Annotated in this window: 11 protein-coding genes and 4 pseudogenes; 7 read left to right on the top strand and 8 right to left on the bottom strand. The window is 57.3% G+C overall.

What is annotated here, in order from left to right:
• Nucleotides 1-14: 14 nt before the first annotated feature.
• On the top strand, nt 15-446 hold the full coding sequence (locus tag GOX53_RS30160; RefSeq protein WP_371810435.1) for a strawberry notch-like NTP hydrolase domain-containing protein: 432 nt from the start codon (nt 15-17) through the stop codon (nt 444-446).
• A gap of 155 nt (nt 447-601) precedes the next feature.
• Here the strand turns inward: GOX53_RS30160 and GOX53_RS25440 are convergent, their stop codons facing one another.
• A complete protein-coding gene (locus tag GOX53_RS25440) occupies nt 602-1,177 on the bottom strand; it encodes a ubiquinol cytochrome C oxidoreductase (protein WP_171181380.1) in 576 nt (191 codons plus the stop codon).
• Nucleotides 1,178-1,313: 136 nt separating this feature from the next.
• On the bottom strand, nt 1,314-2,189 hold the full coding sequence (locus tag GOX53_RS25435; RefSeq protein ID WP_171181378.1) for an alpha/beta fold hydrolase: 876 nt from the start codon (nt 2,187-2,189) through the stop codon (nt 1,314-1,316).
• 211 nt (nt 2,190-2,400) lie between these two features.
• Here GOX53_RS25435 and GOX53_RS25430 point away from each other — a divergent pair, with 211 nt between their 5' ends.
• On the top strand, nt 2,401-2,943 hold the full coding sequence (locus GOX53_RS25430) for a chloramphenicol phosphotransferase CPT family protein (protein ID WP_171181376.1): 543 nt from the start codon (nt 2,401-2,403) through the stop codon (nt 2,941-2,943).
• A 628-nt stretch (nt 2,944-3,571) separates the two neighbouring features.
• Nucleotides 3,572-4,531 carry a hypothetical protein gene (locus GOX53_RS25425; RefSeq protein WP_171181374.1) on the top strand — a complete coding sequence of 320 codons (960 nt, stop codon included), beginning with the start codon at nt 3,572-3,574 and terminating at the stop codon, nt 4,529-4,531.
• A 102-nt stretch (nt 4,532-4,633) separates the two neighbouring features.
• Here the strand turns inward: GOX53_RS25425 and GOX53_RS25420 are convergent, their stop codons facing one another.
• A complete protein-coding gene (locus GOX53_RS25420; protein WP_171181372.1) occupies nt 4,634-5,581 on the bottom strand; it encodes a fatty acid desaturase in 948 nt (315 codons plus the stop codon).
• Between the two features lie 74 nt (nt 5,582-5,655).
• Between GOX53_RS25420 and GOX53_RS25415 the strand changes: the two genes are divergently transcribed.
• On the top strand, nt 5,656-5,970 hold the full coding sequence (locus GOX53_RS25415) for a metalloregulator ArsR/SmtB family transcription factor (RefSeq protein WP_171181370.1): 315 nt from the start codon (nt 5,656-5,658) through the stop codon (nt 5,968-5,970).
• A 218-nt stretch (nt 5,971-6,188) separates the two neighbouring features.
• Here GOX53_RS25415 and GOX53_RS25410 read toward each other — a convergent pair whose 3' ends face one another.
• The 3 genes and pseudogenes from GOX53_RS25410 to GOX53_RS30235 all read right to left on the bottom strand — a co-directional run.
• Entirely contained in the window at nt 6,189-7,379 is a 1,191-nt protein-coding gene (locus tag GOX53_RS25410) for a hypothetical protein (protein ID WP_171181368.1), read from the bottom strand.
• Between the two features lie 437 nt (nt 7,380-7,816).
• A pseudogene (locus GOX53_RS25405) lies at nt 7,817-8,260 on the bottom strand (transposase); the annotation flags it as partial.
• A pseudogene (locus GOX53_RS30235) lies at nt 8,257-8,441 on the bottom strand (spermidine/putrescine ABC transporter ATP-binding protein); the annotation flags it as partial. The pseudogenes GOX53_RS25405 and GOX53_RS30235, both read right to left, overlap by 4 nt.
• Here GOX53_RS30235 and GOX53_RS30380 point away from each other — a divergent pair.
• A pseudogene (locus GOX53_RS30380) lies at nt 8,379-8,519 on the top strand (hypothetical protein); the annotation flags it as partial. The pseudogenes GOX53_RS30235 and GOX53_RS30380 sit on opposite strands and share 63 nt — an antisense overlap.
• A gap of 114 nt (nt 8,520-8,633) precedes the next feature.
• On the opposite strand, the pseudogene GOX53_RS29965 reads toward GOX53_RS30380, so the two are convergent.
• Nucleotides 8,634-9,761: pseudogene (locus GOX53_RS29965) on the bottom strand (IS481 family transposase); the annotation flags it as partial.
• Nucleotides 9,762-9,895: 134 nt separating this feature from the next.
• On the opposite strand from GOX53_RS29965, the gene GOX53_RS25390 reads away from it, so the two are divergent.
• Both GOX53_RS25390 and GOX53_RS25385 read left to right on the top strand, forming a co-directional pair.
• Nucleotides 9,896-11,536 (top strand): strawberry notch C-terminal domain-containing protein, encoded by a 1,641-nt coding sequence (locus tag GOX53_RS25390; protein ID WP_254446781.1) that lies wholly within the window; start codon nt 9,896-9,898, stop codon nt 11,534-11,536.
• Nucleotides 11,537-11,613: 77 nt separating this feature from the next.
• Nucleotides 11,614-11,793, top strand: a complete 180-nt coding sequence (locus GOX53_RS25385) for a hypothetical protein (protein WP_171181364.1) — start codon at nt 11,614-11,616, stop codon at nt 11,791-11,793.
• A 340-nt stretch (nt 11,794-12,133) separates the two neighbouring features.
• On the opposite strand, the gene GOX53_RS25380 is transcribed toward GOX53_RS25385, so the two are convergent.
• Nucleotides 12,134-12,487, bottom strand: coding sequence for a hypothetical protein (locus tag GOX53_RS25380; protein ID WP_171181362.1), 354 nt, complete (start codon nt 12,485-12,487; stop codon nt 12,134-12,136).
• Between the last annotated feature and the right edge of the window lie 198 nt (nt 12,488-12,685).

Here is a 12,685-nt window from a genome sequence, read left to right as displayed (position 1 = left end):
CGCTGGCAATCACCGTGTTCGACGCGCCCCGGGCCAACCCGCCCGTGTCGGACGTCTATGCAAGCTACGCGTCCCAACGGATCTCGATCGAGGGTGCACAGCCGCACCCGTCGCCGCTGGTCGAAAGCCTGGCCATGGGCTCGGTGCATCCCCCGGCGCCTGCAGATCTGCCTCTCACGCTGCCGACGCGGCTGGTCACCGAGGGCTTGCTGTCAGATGCACAGCTCGAAACCATTCTGATGGCCGAAACCGCGTTTGGCTCAGATTTGCCCGGGAAATTCACCCGAGATGACGCCGGCGCGCTCGAGCGCCGCGACGACGCGGACGGCTACAATCATCGGGCCGAACCCACATTACGTGCGAACAGCAATTCGGTTCGGGATCACGGCCTTAGCAGGCTGGACGAATGCAAGCGCAGCAACCGCCGTCCGTGGCACAGGTCATGAACTGGCAAGACGCGCACTCAGCCCGAATTCGCCGCGCCGGTCATCAATGGCCGTTCTCCGACGCGAGAGCCGCTCGCAGCACCGGGCTTGAGCCGGGAAGGAGCGTGACAAAGCCGCCCTTAGTTTTGGGCGATGCGGGCGTGACGTTGCCGAGTTCATCTCGTCGTTGGCATCCCTGAAAGGTCCAGAAAAACTGTCTGCCGGTCTTCAGAAAATTGGGCGGGAGTTACGTTCAGGTTTTCCGTCGTTGGCCCCTTTTTTGGGTGGCCCCACATATCAAAATGCACGGCTTGGCAAGGATCCAAAAAGCCATCGTAGTCTCCGGCCTTCGCAAGAACAATGCACCCATATCCGCCGACGTTTATGGGGCTAGCTATGAACCACTCTAGGCGATTGTAAGTTTCCGGGCCCATCTCGAGCGCAAGCGTTCCATCGTTCAGAGCCTTCGACCATTCTTCCTTAGAGATGTCTGGATCAAACTGTTCCATCGCAGCGGCAATTTCTGCGGTGTCTCGTCGCCATAAGACAATTGGCTTCCCGTCAATACGAAATGTCCTGACCTCGCCGGGCTCCCAGTTACCTAGCCAAATTGAGTGCAGATTGTTTTGATAGCTGGCTTCGACATCAGCAGTTGGTTTCGTACCGGCTGATAGAAAGTACAACCCGGTTGCAAGGGTCAACGCAGCATACCCTGCTGTAACGTAGTATAGGATGACACCCTTCTTCTTCATTTGGTACTCACAGTAAATCCGCCCCGTCAAACACCAAGCTCCGGAGGGGGCTTTCGTTGAAAAGCCTATTCAGCGACCGCAGGAGGAAGCGCTTTTGATACGGTTTACAATCCCCCAACAACGATAGCAAAGCGGACTAGCCATAATTCGTTTCTGCAACAATATCCTCAACAAAACTGCGAAGTGCTTTCAGAGCTTCGTTCGGTCTGTCACCGATCACACCATGGCCGCAATTCTTGAATTTGGCGTAAGTGACCTGTTCAGGCCGCAGATTTTCGACAATTGTGTCACTGAACTCCGGGGGCGCAATCGGGTCTTCTTCGCCGACCATAACCAATACCGGGCATTCAATTTTTCCGAGGTCGTTGCGATAGTCAAATCGACCATGCTCATTGTTCGGACCGTTGAACCAAAGGGCGGTGTCATTCCGCCAATGAACTCTAGACAACCAGTCCGGTGGGCCGACGTTCTCGTAGCTGTAGAAGGGAACGCACCGACTCTTGTAAAGTTCGCGGCCTTCATCCGTCGGGCGCGTCCAGTACGCTTCAGCGATATCCCTGATCTCCTTACCACCGCGCCGTTCAAACGCTTGGTAAATGGCCGAAAAGTCAACTTTTGCCGCAGAGCTTATGAGGGCTAACCCACCCGGGTGGTTGGGGTAGCGGGTCGCATATGACAGCGTTGCGAAGCCTCCGAACGATGTCCCGATCACGATGGGTTTTTCGATACCTAAGACATCGCATAGACCTTTGAGATCATCCCCCCATTGCGTGAGGTTCCATTTTTCTTGATGGCTGAGTTCACTCCGACCGTTGCCACGGTGATCGTAGTAAAGAACTTGGGCGATGTCAGTAAGTTGGCTGAAGTATGGTTTTGCATTGGTGTGGTCAGCGCCTGGCCCGCCATGAACCATGACGACGGTTGGTTTTCTTCGCATTGATGCGCCATCGGGCGTCAATCCCTCGCCATCAACGTCGAAGAATATCTTCGCCTCATTCACATCTATCAACATCGACTAACCCCGTTATACCCGTTGACATGCTCGCAGATTGCAATCCACATGCAAGGTCACGTTGTACCCGCACAGGTCATCTGACGGATATGGTCGGGCTTCATGGCGGGTCATGCGGTGTCGACGGCGGGAGAGTTAGCAAGGCTGCCGTTTCACTTTTCTTTTCTGCCGCATATACGAGAAGTCGCACCCAGCATCGCAGGAATTCGCTATGAATGGTCAGATTATCATTCTCCACGGCCCATCGAGCAGCGGAAAATCCACAACGGCAGCCGCACTGCAAGAAATTATCGAGCTGCCGTTCTGGCACATTTCAATTGATCATCTGCGCGATGCGGGCGTGCTGCCGGTCAATAGATTGAACAGAAAAGACTTCGCGTGGTCCGACATGCGAAAGCCATTCTTCGATGGGTTCCACAAGTCATTGGCCGCCTATGCCGAAGCAGGTAACAATCTAATCGTAGAGCACATTTTTGATACTCCCGAATGGGTTGATGACCTCAAAAACCTACTTGCGCCTTACGACGTCTATTTTGTCGGATTTTATTGTGATCTCGATGAGTTGCGATGGCGCGAAGCCGAACGGGGTGACCGACCAACTGGAAGCGCGGAACAGGATCACGGAACCGTGCACAAGGGACGCAACTACGACATCGAGATAGATGGACAAAAGAGCCCTGCGCTGAACGCACAACAGATTTTAATGGCCTGGAGGTCGGGTATCAGGTCATCGGAATTCGCCAAGCTGGATTGATCGCGAAGCGTATTTCCTCTCACTGCGGCACCCAAGGATTCACCTAGGTATCCCTTACGCTGACCATTGCCCACCGGCGGTAATGCAGACAATGCGATCTTGGCTAGGTTTTGCCCTTTGGGTACGCAGGCAGGTCAGGTTTTATCACCGACTGCAATGGGGCCTGATTGGGGTTACGCCCGTGCTTCGTCGATTGTTCTCGTGTCGGAGACTTTTTGGATGTGGCGCACCGAAGACCCGGTCTGACCACTCTGACCTTCGCCCAAGTCAGACGGGCATTAGGCTGAACTTCTCAAGGCTGGGGCGCGGCCCGCCGTATCGGTCATTCGCCGCATATGTAGGAGTTTGGCGATCGGCAGTTCACGCACGGCGCCACCAAGCGGAAGCACACCGCGCAGCCGAGTTAGGCGAATTGCAGCAGGTTTCGGCGAAGCATTGACAGCGGCTTGGCACAGTTCTCGGCAATCTCCTTGTCCGAAATGCTCGAAGTCAGATCAACCAACCCGTCCGCATCCGGGAATAAGACGCCGCATCCGCGCGTTTACCGATAGATGCCGGGCTGCATTTCGCGGGTTTGTAAGGCCTGCGCAGCATCGGCAGTGCCACATTGGAGGGCGGTTGAATGATATTGCGGCGATGGGTCAAGGCGCACGGAGCAGAGATACAGTTCTGGGGATACGAAGGGGGAAACATCGTTGCGGCCATCGCCGGCGCTGGCGGTTTCGCCGCGTTCAACGAGCAGGTCTTTGGTGTTTGGACCAATGTTGAAACCGGGCTTGCCCGAGAGCTCGCGACGAGCCTGTTCACGTATCCCGACGCTGCCATCGCCATCGGGCTGGGGATCGTGGTTCTGCTGACATCTGCTCTGAGCGTCATCGTGCGACGCTTCGGCGCCGAGCACTTGACCGTGTGGATAGATGCCGTGGCATTTGCTGTGGCGGTGGGGCTTCTGGCGGTCACGATCTGGAGCGATGCCACCTGGCTTACCCTTTCGGCCACGGCGTTTGTCGCCGGATCGGCGCTGCTACGGCTCTGCCAACGCAATCCGCTTGTGTTGAAGCCCGGCGGCATCCTGCTGTCCACAGGCGGGATCGGCTTGATCGGCTATGGTACAAGCGCGTTTGATCCGGGCAGTTGGGCGCTGCAGAGTGTGCTGACCGTGCTGACCGGATTCTTCGTCGCCAGTGCTGGCCTTTTGACCTATCAGGGCGGCATTGCGGCCTGTCGATCATTCGACCCGTCGCACCGAACCCCACACTTCCTGCACCCGCGGCGGGGCCTGGTGGCAAGGTGGCTAAGCCGCTTCATCGATCGCCCAGTCCTGACATTGGTGCAGCATCTCGTGCTTCCCACCGTCTTCTGGGTTGATTGCCACACCAAGGCCCAAAAACCATTTGCAACCTCGATGTGGGCGCGGCTGCCATGGCGGGCTTTCGCGGGCCTGGCGGCACTGGCAACCGGAACCCCCGAAGGTATTGTCTTTGCGGTGGCCAATGCCGGCTGGGCCCTCGGTGACATTGCCATCGGCTCGCTCGACTGGGAGGATCACCAGCCCGAACATTTATCGGCCACGCAGCAACTAAGATGAATTTGACATGCTACCTGAAAACTCGGCCGAACTGAACTGGGATCAGCGCAACCCGGAGCTGCTGTGCCACCGCATGGCAGGACAGAGGCTTTGCGATCGCGCTCAATTGCATGCGCCGTTCAGGCCAGCCATGCAGCTTCGATTGCGTCCGGGTTCGATCCTGGTCAGCCCATCGCGCTCTGGTTGGTCGTGGGGACCAAGTACCGAGTGGGCCAGGCCAAGGGTTTCGAGGATCTTTATGAACCAATAGCCAGGGTCGGTTTGGCCGGCTTCAATACCAAGCCTTGCTGAATGTGGGAAAGCGTGATGATTGGAATGCCAGTTCTCGCCAAACGTGATGAGGCCAAGACCGGGCAGGTTATACCCTTGCACCGGCAGACCCTTGACATACCACCCCTGTTGACCGGACTTGTGCGCGAAATGGCCAACCATCCAATGGCCGATCAGAGAGACCGCGACGCGTAGGCAAACTCCCCACAGAACAAGGCCTAGACCTCCAAGCATGAATAGGGGAACTGCTACGAAGAGCTGCTGAGCCATCCAGTTTCGCTCCATCCACTGGTAGATGCGGTCGTTTGCGATCTCCGGCTCAATCTGGAATCGCGGGGGATGGTCGAGAACGAATTGACAATGCAGCTGCCACCATGCGTCGCGCCAAAACCCAGCATCATGGCTGGGGTGTGGCGGACACACAGTTTGTCGCTGGTGCCAATCGCGCATGTCATGGGCTTTGATCATGCCGAACGGTCCTGCCATGCCGACAAGAGTACCGAGCCAAACAAGGGTGTATTCCAGCCACTTGGGCGTCTGAAACGCTTTGTGGATCAGGAGGCGGTGCATTCCAACAGAATGACCTGCACAGATCGTGACGGCCGTTGTCCCAAGAAACACCAAAAAGCCGCCCCAGCTTGGGGTCAATGTGATCGCCGCGAAGCCGCCTCCGATCATCAAAAAGAGCCAGAGTGACTTAGCCGCATTCCAGCGGATTGCACCAGTGACAGCGTTGGTGGCATTGTCGGGATAAACCCGGTCAGTCGCATGCAGGCGCATCTTGTAACTCCACGAGCGGGGGAATAAGATATTAGATAATGAACTACATAACTAATGAGTTATAAGGTGAATTCATGTCAAGCCCTGACAAAGTGTTTGAAGCTTTGGCGTCAGCAACACGGCGTCGAATACTGGCATATCTGTCGGAAGGACCGTTGACGGCTGGCGTCGTTGCAGCACGGTTTGACATGTCGCAACCTGCTATCTCGAAACACCTTTCTATTCTGGAATCCGCTGATCTGATCTGGAAAAAACGCGAGGGTCAGTTCGTCAAATACGGAATGAAGGCGGACAATCTGGGCGGCACATTGGCGAAATTCATGCAGGAGGTTTGCCCGCCGAGCCGCGCTTTGAAATCAGAACGGCGAGCAGAAAAGGGCGCCGACTGAAACCAGCCTTTGGGGCCAGTTTATTATTCGACGAGGTCTTCCTTGTTACGGAATGCACCCATTCGGCACCAGGGGATCATTCAAGACAGTTGCAGTAGGCGGTCATTTGGAACCCCAAAAAATCAACGTTGCGTACTGGGTGACCGGGTTTGGGCCACTTTTGGAATGGTGCCTTACGCTCGCCCAGAGATCGGCTGAAGCGCAATCAGCTAACGGCATCAGTCGGAGAGTTCCGTCACAACCGGCAAGTGATCCGACCCGAATGCTCCATCCAACTGATCACGCACCACAATAGCCTCGGTGAAGTCTTCGGCTCTTGGACCACTGACATAGATATGGTCAATCACGGAAGAGAATTCCCCCAGGAGGGTTTCATCGAGATTCGACGTGAGCGGTGTCATTGTCAGGTTCGGTTCGACACCTCCAGAAATCAGAAAATGAGAGTCATCCAGACCGTCCTGTCCGGCGCAACCGGAGTCCTCGACAACCTCAAAGCAGCTACGGGTCGGATTGCATTCAGCACCCGCGCTGAGGTCCGAACCTGACCGCGGATCATCGATGGCAATGTTGAAGTCGCCCAAGGCAACGACGGTCTTTCCGTTGGATACGTCATCCGCTGCCTTGGAAGCGACAGCCGACAGCATTGCCTCACGCTTTTCTGCATTTGTGATCCAATTCTTACTGAAACTGGTTGCTTCCTCCTGACCGATCAGCGCTTCAAGAGTTCCGACCGCACCCTCAAGCTTCATGATCTCATCAGCGGGAAGACCAGACTCGTCGTCCGATCGGCTTTCTATACGCTTCAAAAGCCTGATCGTTTCGGCTGCGTCGAAGCAATAACCGGAGATCTCCGATTTCGCGTGGATGCCGTAAACGACGAGGTCACCTTCAAATTCGACACGAAGCACTCCACGACCAAATCGAAGTACATTTTGAGTTTGGCCCGAGATCGTGTCCCAAACCTCGGACGGGACGAAGAGCTGATCACGGGACATTGCAAGACCAGGGATATTTGATAGTGGCCCGAAGGCGTCATTCCGGTCGAATTCCAATTCTGTCGCTGAAACGACAGGAACATCGGAGATTACCGCCACTTCGAGGTGAAAGAACGGGTTCGCCTTGTCGCTGTCATCTGTTTGGTCGGACACGCTTGCAAAGTCCGAAATGACGATCTGTGGGTCCTCAACCCCAAGAAGCTCGGCAATTCGTTCGGCACCGTTCAAAGACATGACCTCTTGTAGCACGTAGATGTTCGCCCCGATCGCCTCACCTGCTGCCATGAACTCCGCCTCACGAGCTTCTATTGCGCCGTCCCAGGAAACTCCGGTGTTCCATGTGACGATCTTGGTGTCGGCGAGAACAGTGGCGGCCAAAAGGCAAGCCGCGACTGCAAGAACAAAGGTTTTCATGAATTCCTCCCAATCAATGCCGGAAGGATAGCAAAGTTTTTTGAAACCTGCGCAACCGGAATCCTCTTGTCACCACCTCGACGTTCAGAGGGTGCCAATGCATGGATGTACACAGCGCTGCCACAGCGAAATGGTGCTTTGTCCAAGGTTTGTGGCTGCTGGATGCGCTCCATCCAGCGGCGACAAATTTGACAAGGAGGAAAGCGCGGGGGCTTTCGGTGCTATGGGGATTGTGGGTTCCGGCTTCGGTGCTGGATGCCCCGAGCCGCAGATCCATTGGCTTTGAGGAGCGCGTTTAAGTGGACGTTCGCGGTTGGATGCCGCTAATTGGCTTCGCTTCACGCCTCCATTGACCAGTTTTCGTTCCGGTGTCAGGGGGCTGCCCGCGGTGGTTGGTTCGGCTTCCACGCATTGCGAGGCCGAGCGGGATGGGCTGGTCATGCGGCGTCCTCCCATGGCGGTGCGCGAGATTGCGGGGATTGGCCGCGTGTGAAGGTTTCGATGACCGTCATCGCGCCGCCGCATTCCGGGTATTGCCGACGCAGGTCCTGCTCCTCTGCGTTAGTGCGATTGTCGCCACCAGTTGCCCTATCGGTTTCTGGCTTGGCATCGAGCAAGCGCCGGATCGATTTAATCCTGGCGCGGCGGATGCCATTGGCGAGGAAGCCCGCATGACGGATGCGATGGAAGCCGGAGGGCAGGACATGGATCAGGAAGCGGCGGATGAATTCGTACGGGGGCAAGCGCATGACCTTCATCTGGTCGCCGCGCTTGATGCGGTAGTCTTTCCACAGGAATGCCATGGTGTCGCCATCGGCGCTGATCAAGCGGTGGTTCGAGATCGCCATACGGTGGGTGTAGCGGCTGAGATAGGCCAGTACCGGCCACCGAAGTCGGAAAGCTCCAGAAAGGCCATCAATTCATCCAACCGGGGTCGATGGAATTACGCGCCATACCCTTCAGTTCCAACCCGAATGCCATGTTCTGGCGCACTGTCATATGCGGATAGAGCGCATAGTCCTGAAACACCATGTTCACGTTGCACCGGTCGGGCGGAAAACGTTGAGGCAGATGGACGCACGATTGAAGAGCGTAAGAGCAGCCCAAGGCCTTAACCAGTCGGACTTCGCGGTGAGTATCGGGCTGTCCTCCCGTGCCTACCACGCCTATGAGCGTGGTCACCGCAATATGCCGATCACGGCATTTCCTATGCAAACCATTGGTCCGAGCCGAAAGGCGCCAGTTAAGCCGGTTCGCGATTATCCTTCCTTCTTGCGGCGGTATCCCTCTCCGCGCACTGAGTTCGTTTTCATAGGCAATCTGGCCCCAAGGGTCCGGATCGGTGAACTTGATCTTGGGCAGTGGAACCACCTCAGCCGGGGCGGCCTCAAAGCCGGAGTCGCCAAGGGCTGCACGCGGCAGACTGATTTGCTCCGCCAGTTTGGCGACCGCCTCAGCACGCTTTTCTCGGGGCGAGGGTTTGCGCTTGCGATACCGGTGCAGCGGGATTGGCCCACCTTCGGGCCGATACGGACCGTAGCGCCTGTCATTCCATTCCACGAACAATTCGTGATCGAACAGACCCCACCATAGTAGCACCTCTTCGCCCGCCAGATCCCCATCAACCTCGTAGAATGCGCCATCAATCGACACCCGCGCATCAGCCGCGACCTTGCGGCGTTCCGGTTCGCGCGCGAAGGCACAGAACCGTTCCCAGGAACACATCTCACGGATGCCGGTCTCTGGGAGATTGGCAATCCAATCTTCAATCCGGCTGTGCTGTTCCCGGCGGTGGGGCTTGTCATTGTATTTGCTGATGAAGTTCCTCAGCCAGAGATTGGCTTCCGCTTCGGTTTCGGGCTTATGGAAGTGATACAACGTCTCATGGGCTTCCTTCACGGTTCGGAATGGACGCTCAACCTTGCCCTTTGATCGGGCAGTGACGCGTGCACCATCAGACCCGGCAGGCATGTGGGATTTCCAATTCACGCCAAGCCGTTCCATCACAGTCTGGAACACCAGGCTCTTTGCAACCGGCCCATTGTCGAGATAAATCATCTCGGGAATGCCCTGGAACTCTGTATCTTCCTTCGGGGCCATGGCGTTGAACAAGAAACGCAGCGCGCTTTCGGCGTCCTCGCCATAGACACAGCGGTATTCCTGATAGGATGTACCGGAGCGATCATCCACGACGCTAAAAAGCATCGTCGTTGGCTGGCCGCGTTTCGGGTCCACCCAGGCTGGTTGCGGAATGTGCTTCAGATCCGACGGGCTGATATCGAAATGCCAGCAGGCATTGGAATGGCGGGCCTCAAAGCGAACGGCAGGTGCAGCACGTGCCATCCGTGGTTGGTCGTATCCCCAAGCGCGTAGCCAACGGTTTTCCCGTCACGCAACAGATCCTCATCGAGCAGGAAGATGGATCGGTGCTGTCCCAGCCCTTGCGGGACGAGAATGGCCAGTTGGTGATTTCTCGCGAGGCGGAGGCACTTCGCGACGCCGCGCTCGAAGAGATCATGCTGCTAGCGCCGGTGCCATCCGCGCTCGATCAGATCATCTGGGCTTTCGGCGAGGACGATGTGGCCGAGGTCACTGGCAGAAGCCTGCGCCCCGTCAAGGACGGCTCGGACAACATCCGCATTGCCCGCCGCGGCGCCAGTGCCAATGCAGCCGAAACCCGCGCCTTCATGTCGGACACCAAGCCGCTGTTGATCTTCTCGGATGCCGGGGGCACCGGCAGATCCTACCATGCGGCCGCAACAGCGGTGAACCAGAAGCGCCGGCGTCATTACCTGCTTGAGCCGGGATGGCGTGCCGATGCCGCAACCCAGGGCCTCGGTCGGACCCACCGGGCCGCACAGGTGTCGGCCCCGTTCTTCCGGGTCTGCACCAGCAATGTGCACGGGGAGAAGAGGTTTACCTCGACCATCGCCCGCCGCCTGGACACGCTGGGTGCGCTCACCAAGGGACAACGCGAGACTGCATCGCAAGGGCTGTTCCGCGCCAGCGATAATCTCGAAAGCCCGATCGCCCGTGCCTGCCTGCGCAGCCTCTACGGTGATCTTGTCCGTGGTGACTGCGAAGCCATGACCTTTAAGGCCTTCACCGACTGGACCGGGCTGAAGCTCACCTCCGAAGAGGGCGTGCTGCTTGATGAGCTGCCCCCGATCCAGCGGTTCCTGAACCGCGTTCTGGCTTTGCCCATCGACATGCAGAACGCGCTCTTTGCCGAGTTCATGGACAAGATCGAGACCGCGACCGACCGCGCCCGTGCTGCCGGCACGCTCGATGTCGGTCTCGAGATCCTGCGCGGAGACCGCATCATCGCCGAGGAGCCGCAGGAGCTCCGCCGCTGTGAAGCGACAGGGCAGGTCACGTCGCTGGTGCCGCTCACCATCGAGAACGCCCTCAGCTATGCGAAGGCTGACGAAGCTCTCGACAACCATCCACGACTGTCGCCGATGAGGAACGCCGCCTCGGGATCTGTTGCCCTGATCAGCCCGCGCGCACGACAGGTCTATGACAGCGATGGCGATCTCAGCTTCGAGCGGCGCATGGTGCGGCCTGCAAAGAAGGGGTATCTGACCGAGCAGGAGTTTGAGCGGTCGAACTGGGAGCCTGTCAGCATCGATGCTTTCCGCTCCGCATGGGATGCGGAAGTTGCCGACCTTCCCGATACCGAAACCCGCCAGCTGCAGCTCCTGACCGGGCTCATCCTGCCGATCTGGACCAGCATCCCGGGCGAGAACACTCGGATCTACCGGGTGCAGCCGGAGAACGGCCCCGCCTTGCTCGGCCGCGCGCTGCATGAGGATCAGGCCGCCACCCTCAGAGGCCGCTTCATGAAAATCGATGAGGCAAGCAGCCCGGAGGATCTGTTGCGCATCGTGCTCACGACCGATCGCGCGGTCGATCTCGGCAACGGTCACAGCCTTCGCAAACGCCGTGTGGCCGGCCGGGACAGGCTGGAGCTCTCTGGTGTCACCCGCGACACCTTGCCCTGGCTCAAGTCGCACGGGTGCTTCACCGAGATCCACCAGTACCAGCTGCGCGTGTTCCTGCCCTGGCAGGAGGGGGAGGAAGCTACAGCACTTGCGGCGCTCACCCGGATTGTTGGCCTGCATGGACATCGTTGTGATGCCATTGCCGCCGAGTGAAGCCCTGGCCGTGCTTATTGAACTTGTGCCTCGGTGGAACTAAACGCCTTCGCAACCACACGTGTTTGGAGCAGATCATGACCCGCAAGCAGGACCTCTTTGACCGCAAGCCTCTTAGAAAAGAAAAGGAGGAGGATCAGGAGATCAAGATCGACAAGGATGAGGACTGGAAAGGGGAGGGGGTTATTAGAACATCATCCAAACAGCGAAAGGGTGACGTGCCTCGACTCCAGAACCGCTCCAGCAAGTGGGGATAAGAGGGGAGACAACAGTTGTTATCCGAAAACCAGTTGACCGTGTTGATCGCCCTTCACAATCATGATGAAGAGAGCGACGGCGCCCTGACGGGCCCACAGCTATCCCACCTCTGTCCCAGACGGAGTAACCCGAGCGGTTGGGGCCAGCGGATTTTGCGTCGGTTGACGGAATTGGGTCTTGCAAGAGAATTGCCGGAGACGGGTTTCAACGGTTCTCGGTGCTATACAATCACGCCTGAGGGGGTTCGGCTATGCCGGGATCACCCGAACCGGCTGACCACAACCGTGCTGTTCATTGAACAGGACCGTTAAGTATCCGGTGTCTCCAACCGCTGGCCAACTACTGTTCGACATCAGGATCAAGCCTGGGACGGGTAATCAGGTGCTCATGGCCCGACCAGGTTTCATTTTCTACGTCATAGAACGTGTTCACCTCAGCTCTCAACGTTGCCGCATCCGCTGCTAGTGACGCAATTCTACTCAGTTGATCGGCACTGGTGGCGATGTGCGTCACGTTTTCGGTGTGAATGGTCACCTCGCCGTGTTCGCCATATTCCACGAGGAATACATCCATGTCCGCGTCGGCAAAGAAGGCACAGATCTTCGGTATCGAAACGCCATTGTCGCCATCCTCGACAACCATGACCTGGTCCAGCGGATAGCCCCCGGTTTGATACTCATACAAGGCTCTCATGCTCTTTCTCACCCTTCCCAAACACACTTGAAGATGCGCACCATCATGGTCTGAACGGTGCCCCGCGCAACAAGTTTTCGGCCCATTTTGGCTGATGCCGTTGAACCGGACGTTGATCGCGATCCTGCCCGATACCACAAAAACTTGTTACGAGTGAAAATCTGTGTTGTTCTGCTTGACGTTAGGGAAAGGTCAGTT

Origin of the sequence: Ruegeria sp. HKCCD8929 (assembly GCF_013031405.1) — a bacterium.
Lineage (GTDB): Bacteria > Pseudomonadota > Alphaproteobacteria > Rhodobacterales > Rhodobacteraceae > Ruegeria.
This window is presented reverse-complemented; position numbering and strand designations above follow the sequence as displayed.

Bases quoted from the DNA above. Each gene is read 5' to 3' on its own strand.
- GOX53_RS25415 (WP_171181370.1), top strand. From the start codon at position 5,656: ATGTCAAGCCCTGACAAAGTGTTTGAAGCTTTGGCGTCAGCAACACGG.
- GOX53_RS25390 (WP_254446781.1), top strand. From the start codon at position 9,896: ATGCTGCTAGCGCCGGTGCCATCCGCGCTCGATCAGATCATCTGGGCT.
- GOX53_RS25420 (WP_171181372.1), bottom strand. From the start codon at position 5,581: ATGCGCCTGCATGCGACTGACCGGGTTTATCCCGACAATGCCACCAAC.
- GOX53_RS25430 (WP_171181376.1), top strand. From the start codon at position 2,401: ATGAATGGTCAGATTATCATTCTCCACGGCCCATCGAGCAGCGGAAAA.
- GOX53_RS25380 (WP_171181362.1), bottom strand. From the start codon at position 12,487: ATGAGAGCCTTGTATGAGTATCAAACCGGGGGCTATCCGCTGGACCAG.
- GOX53_RS25385 (WP_171181364.1), top strand. From the start codon at position 11,614: ATGACCCGCAAGCAGGACCTCTTTGACCGCAAGCCTCTTAGAAAAGAA.
- GOX53_RS25440 (WP_171181380.1), bottom strand. From the start codon at position 1,177: ATGAAGAAGAAGGGTGTCATCCTATACTACGTTACAGCAGGGTATGCT.
- GOX53_RS25435 (WP_171181378.1), bottom strand. From the start codon at position 2,189: ATGTTGATAGATGTGAATGAGGCGAAGATATTCTTCGACGTTGATGGC.
- GOX53_RS25410 (WP_171181368.1), bottom strand. From the start codon at position 7,379: ATGAAAACCTTTGTTCTTGCAGTCGCGGCTTGCCTTTTGGCCGCCACT.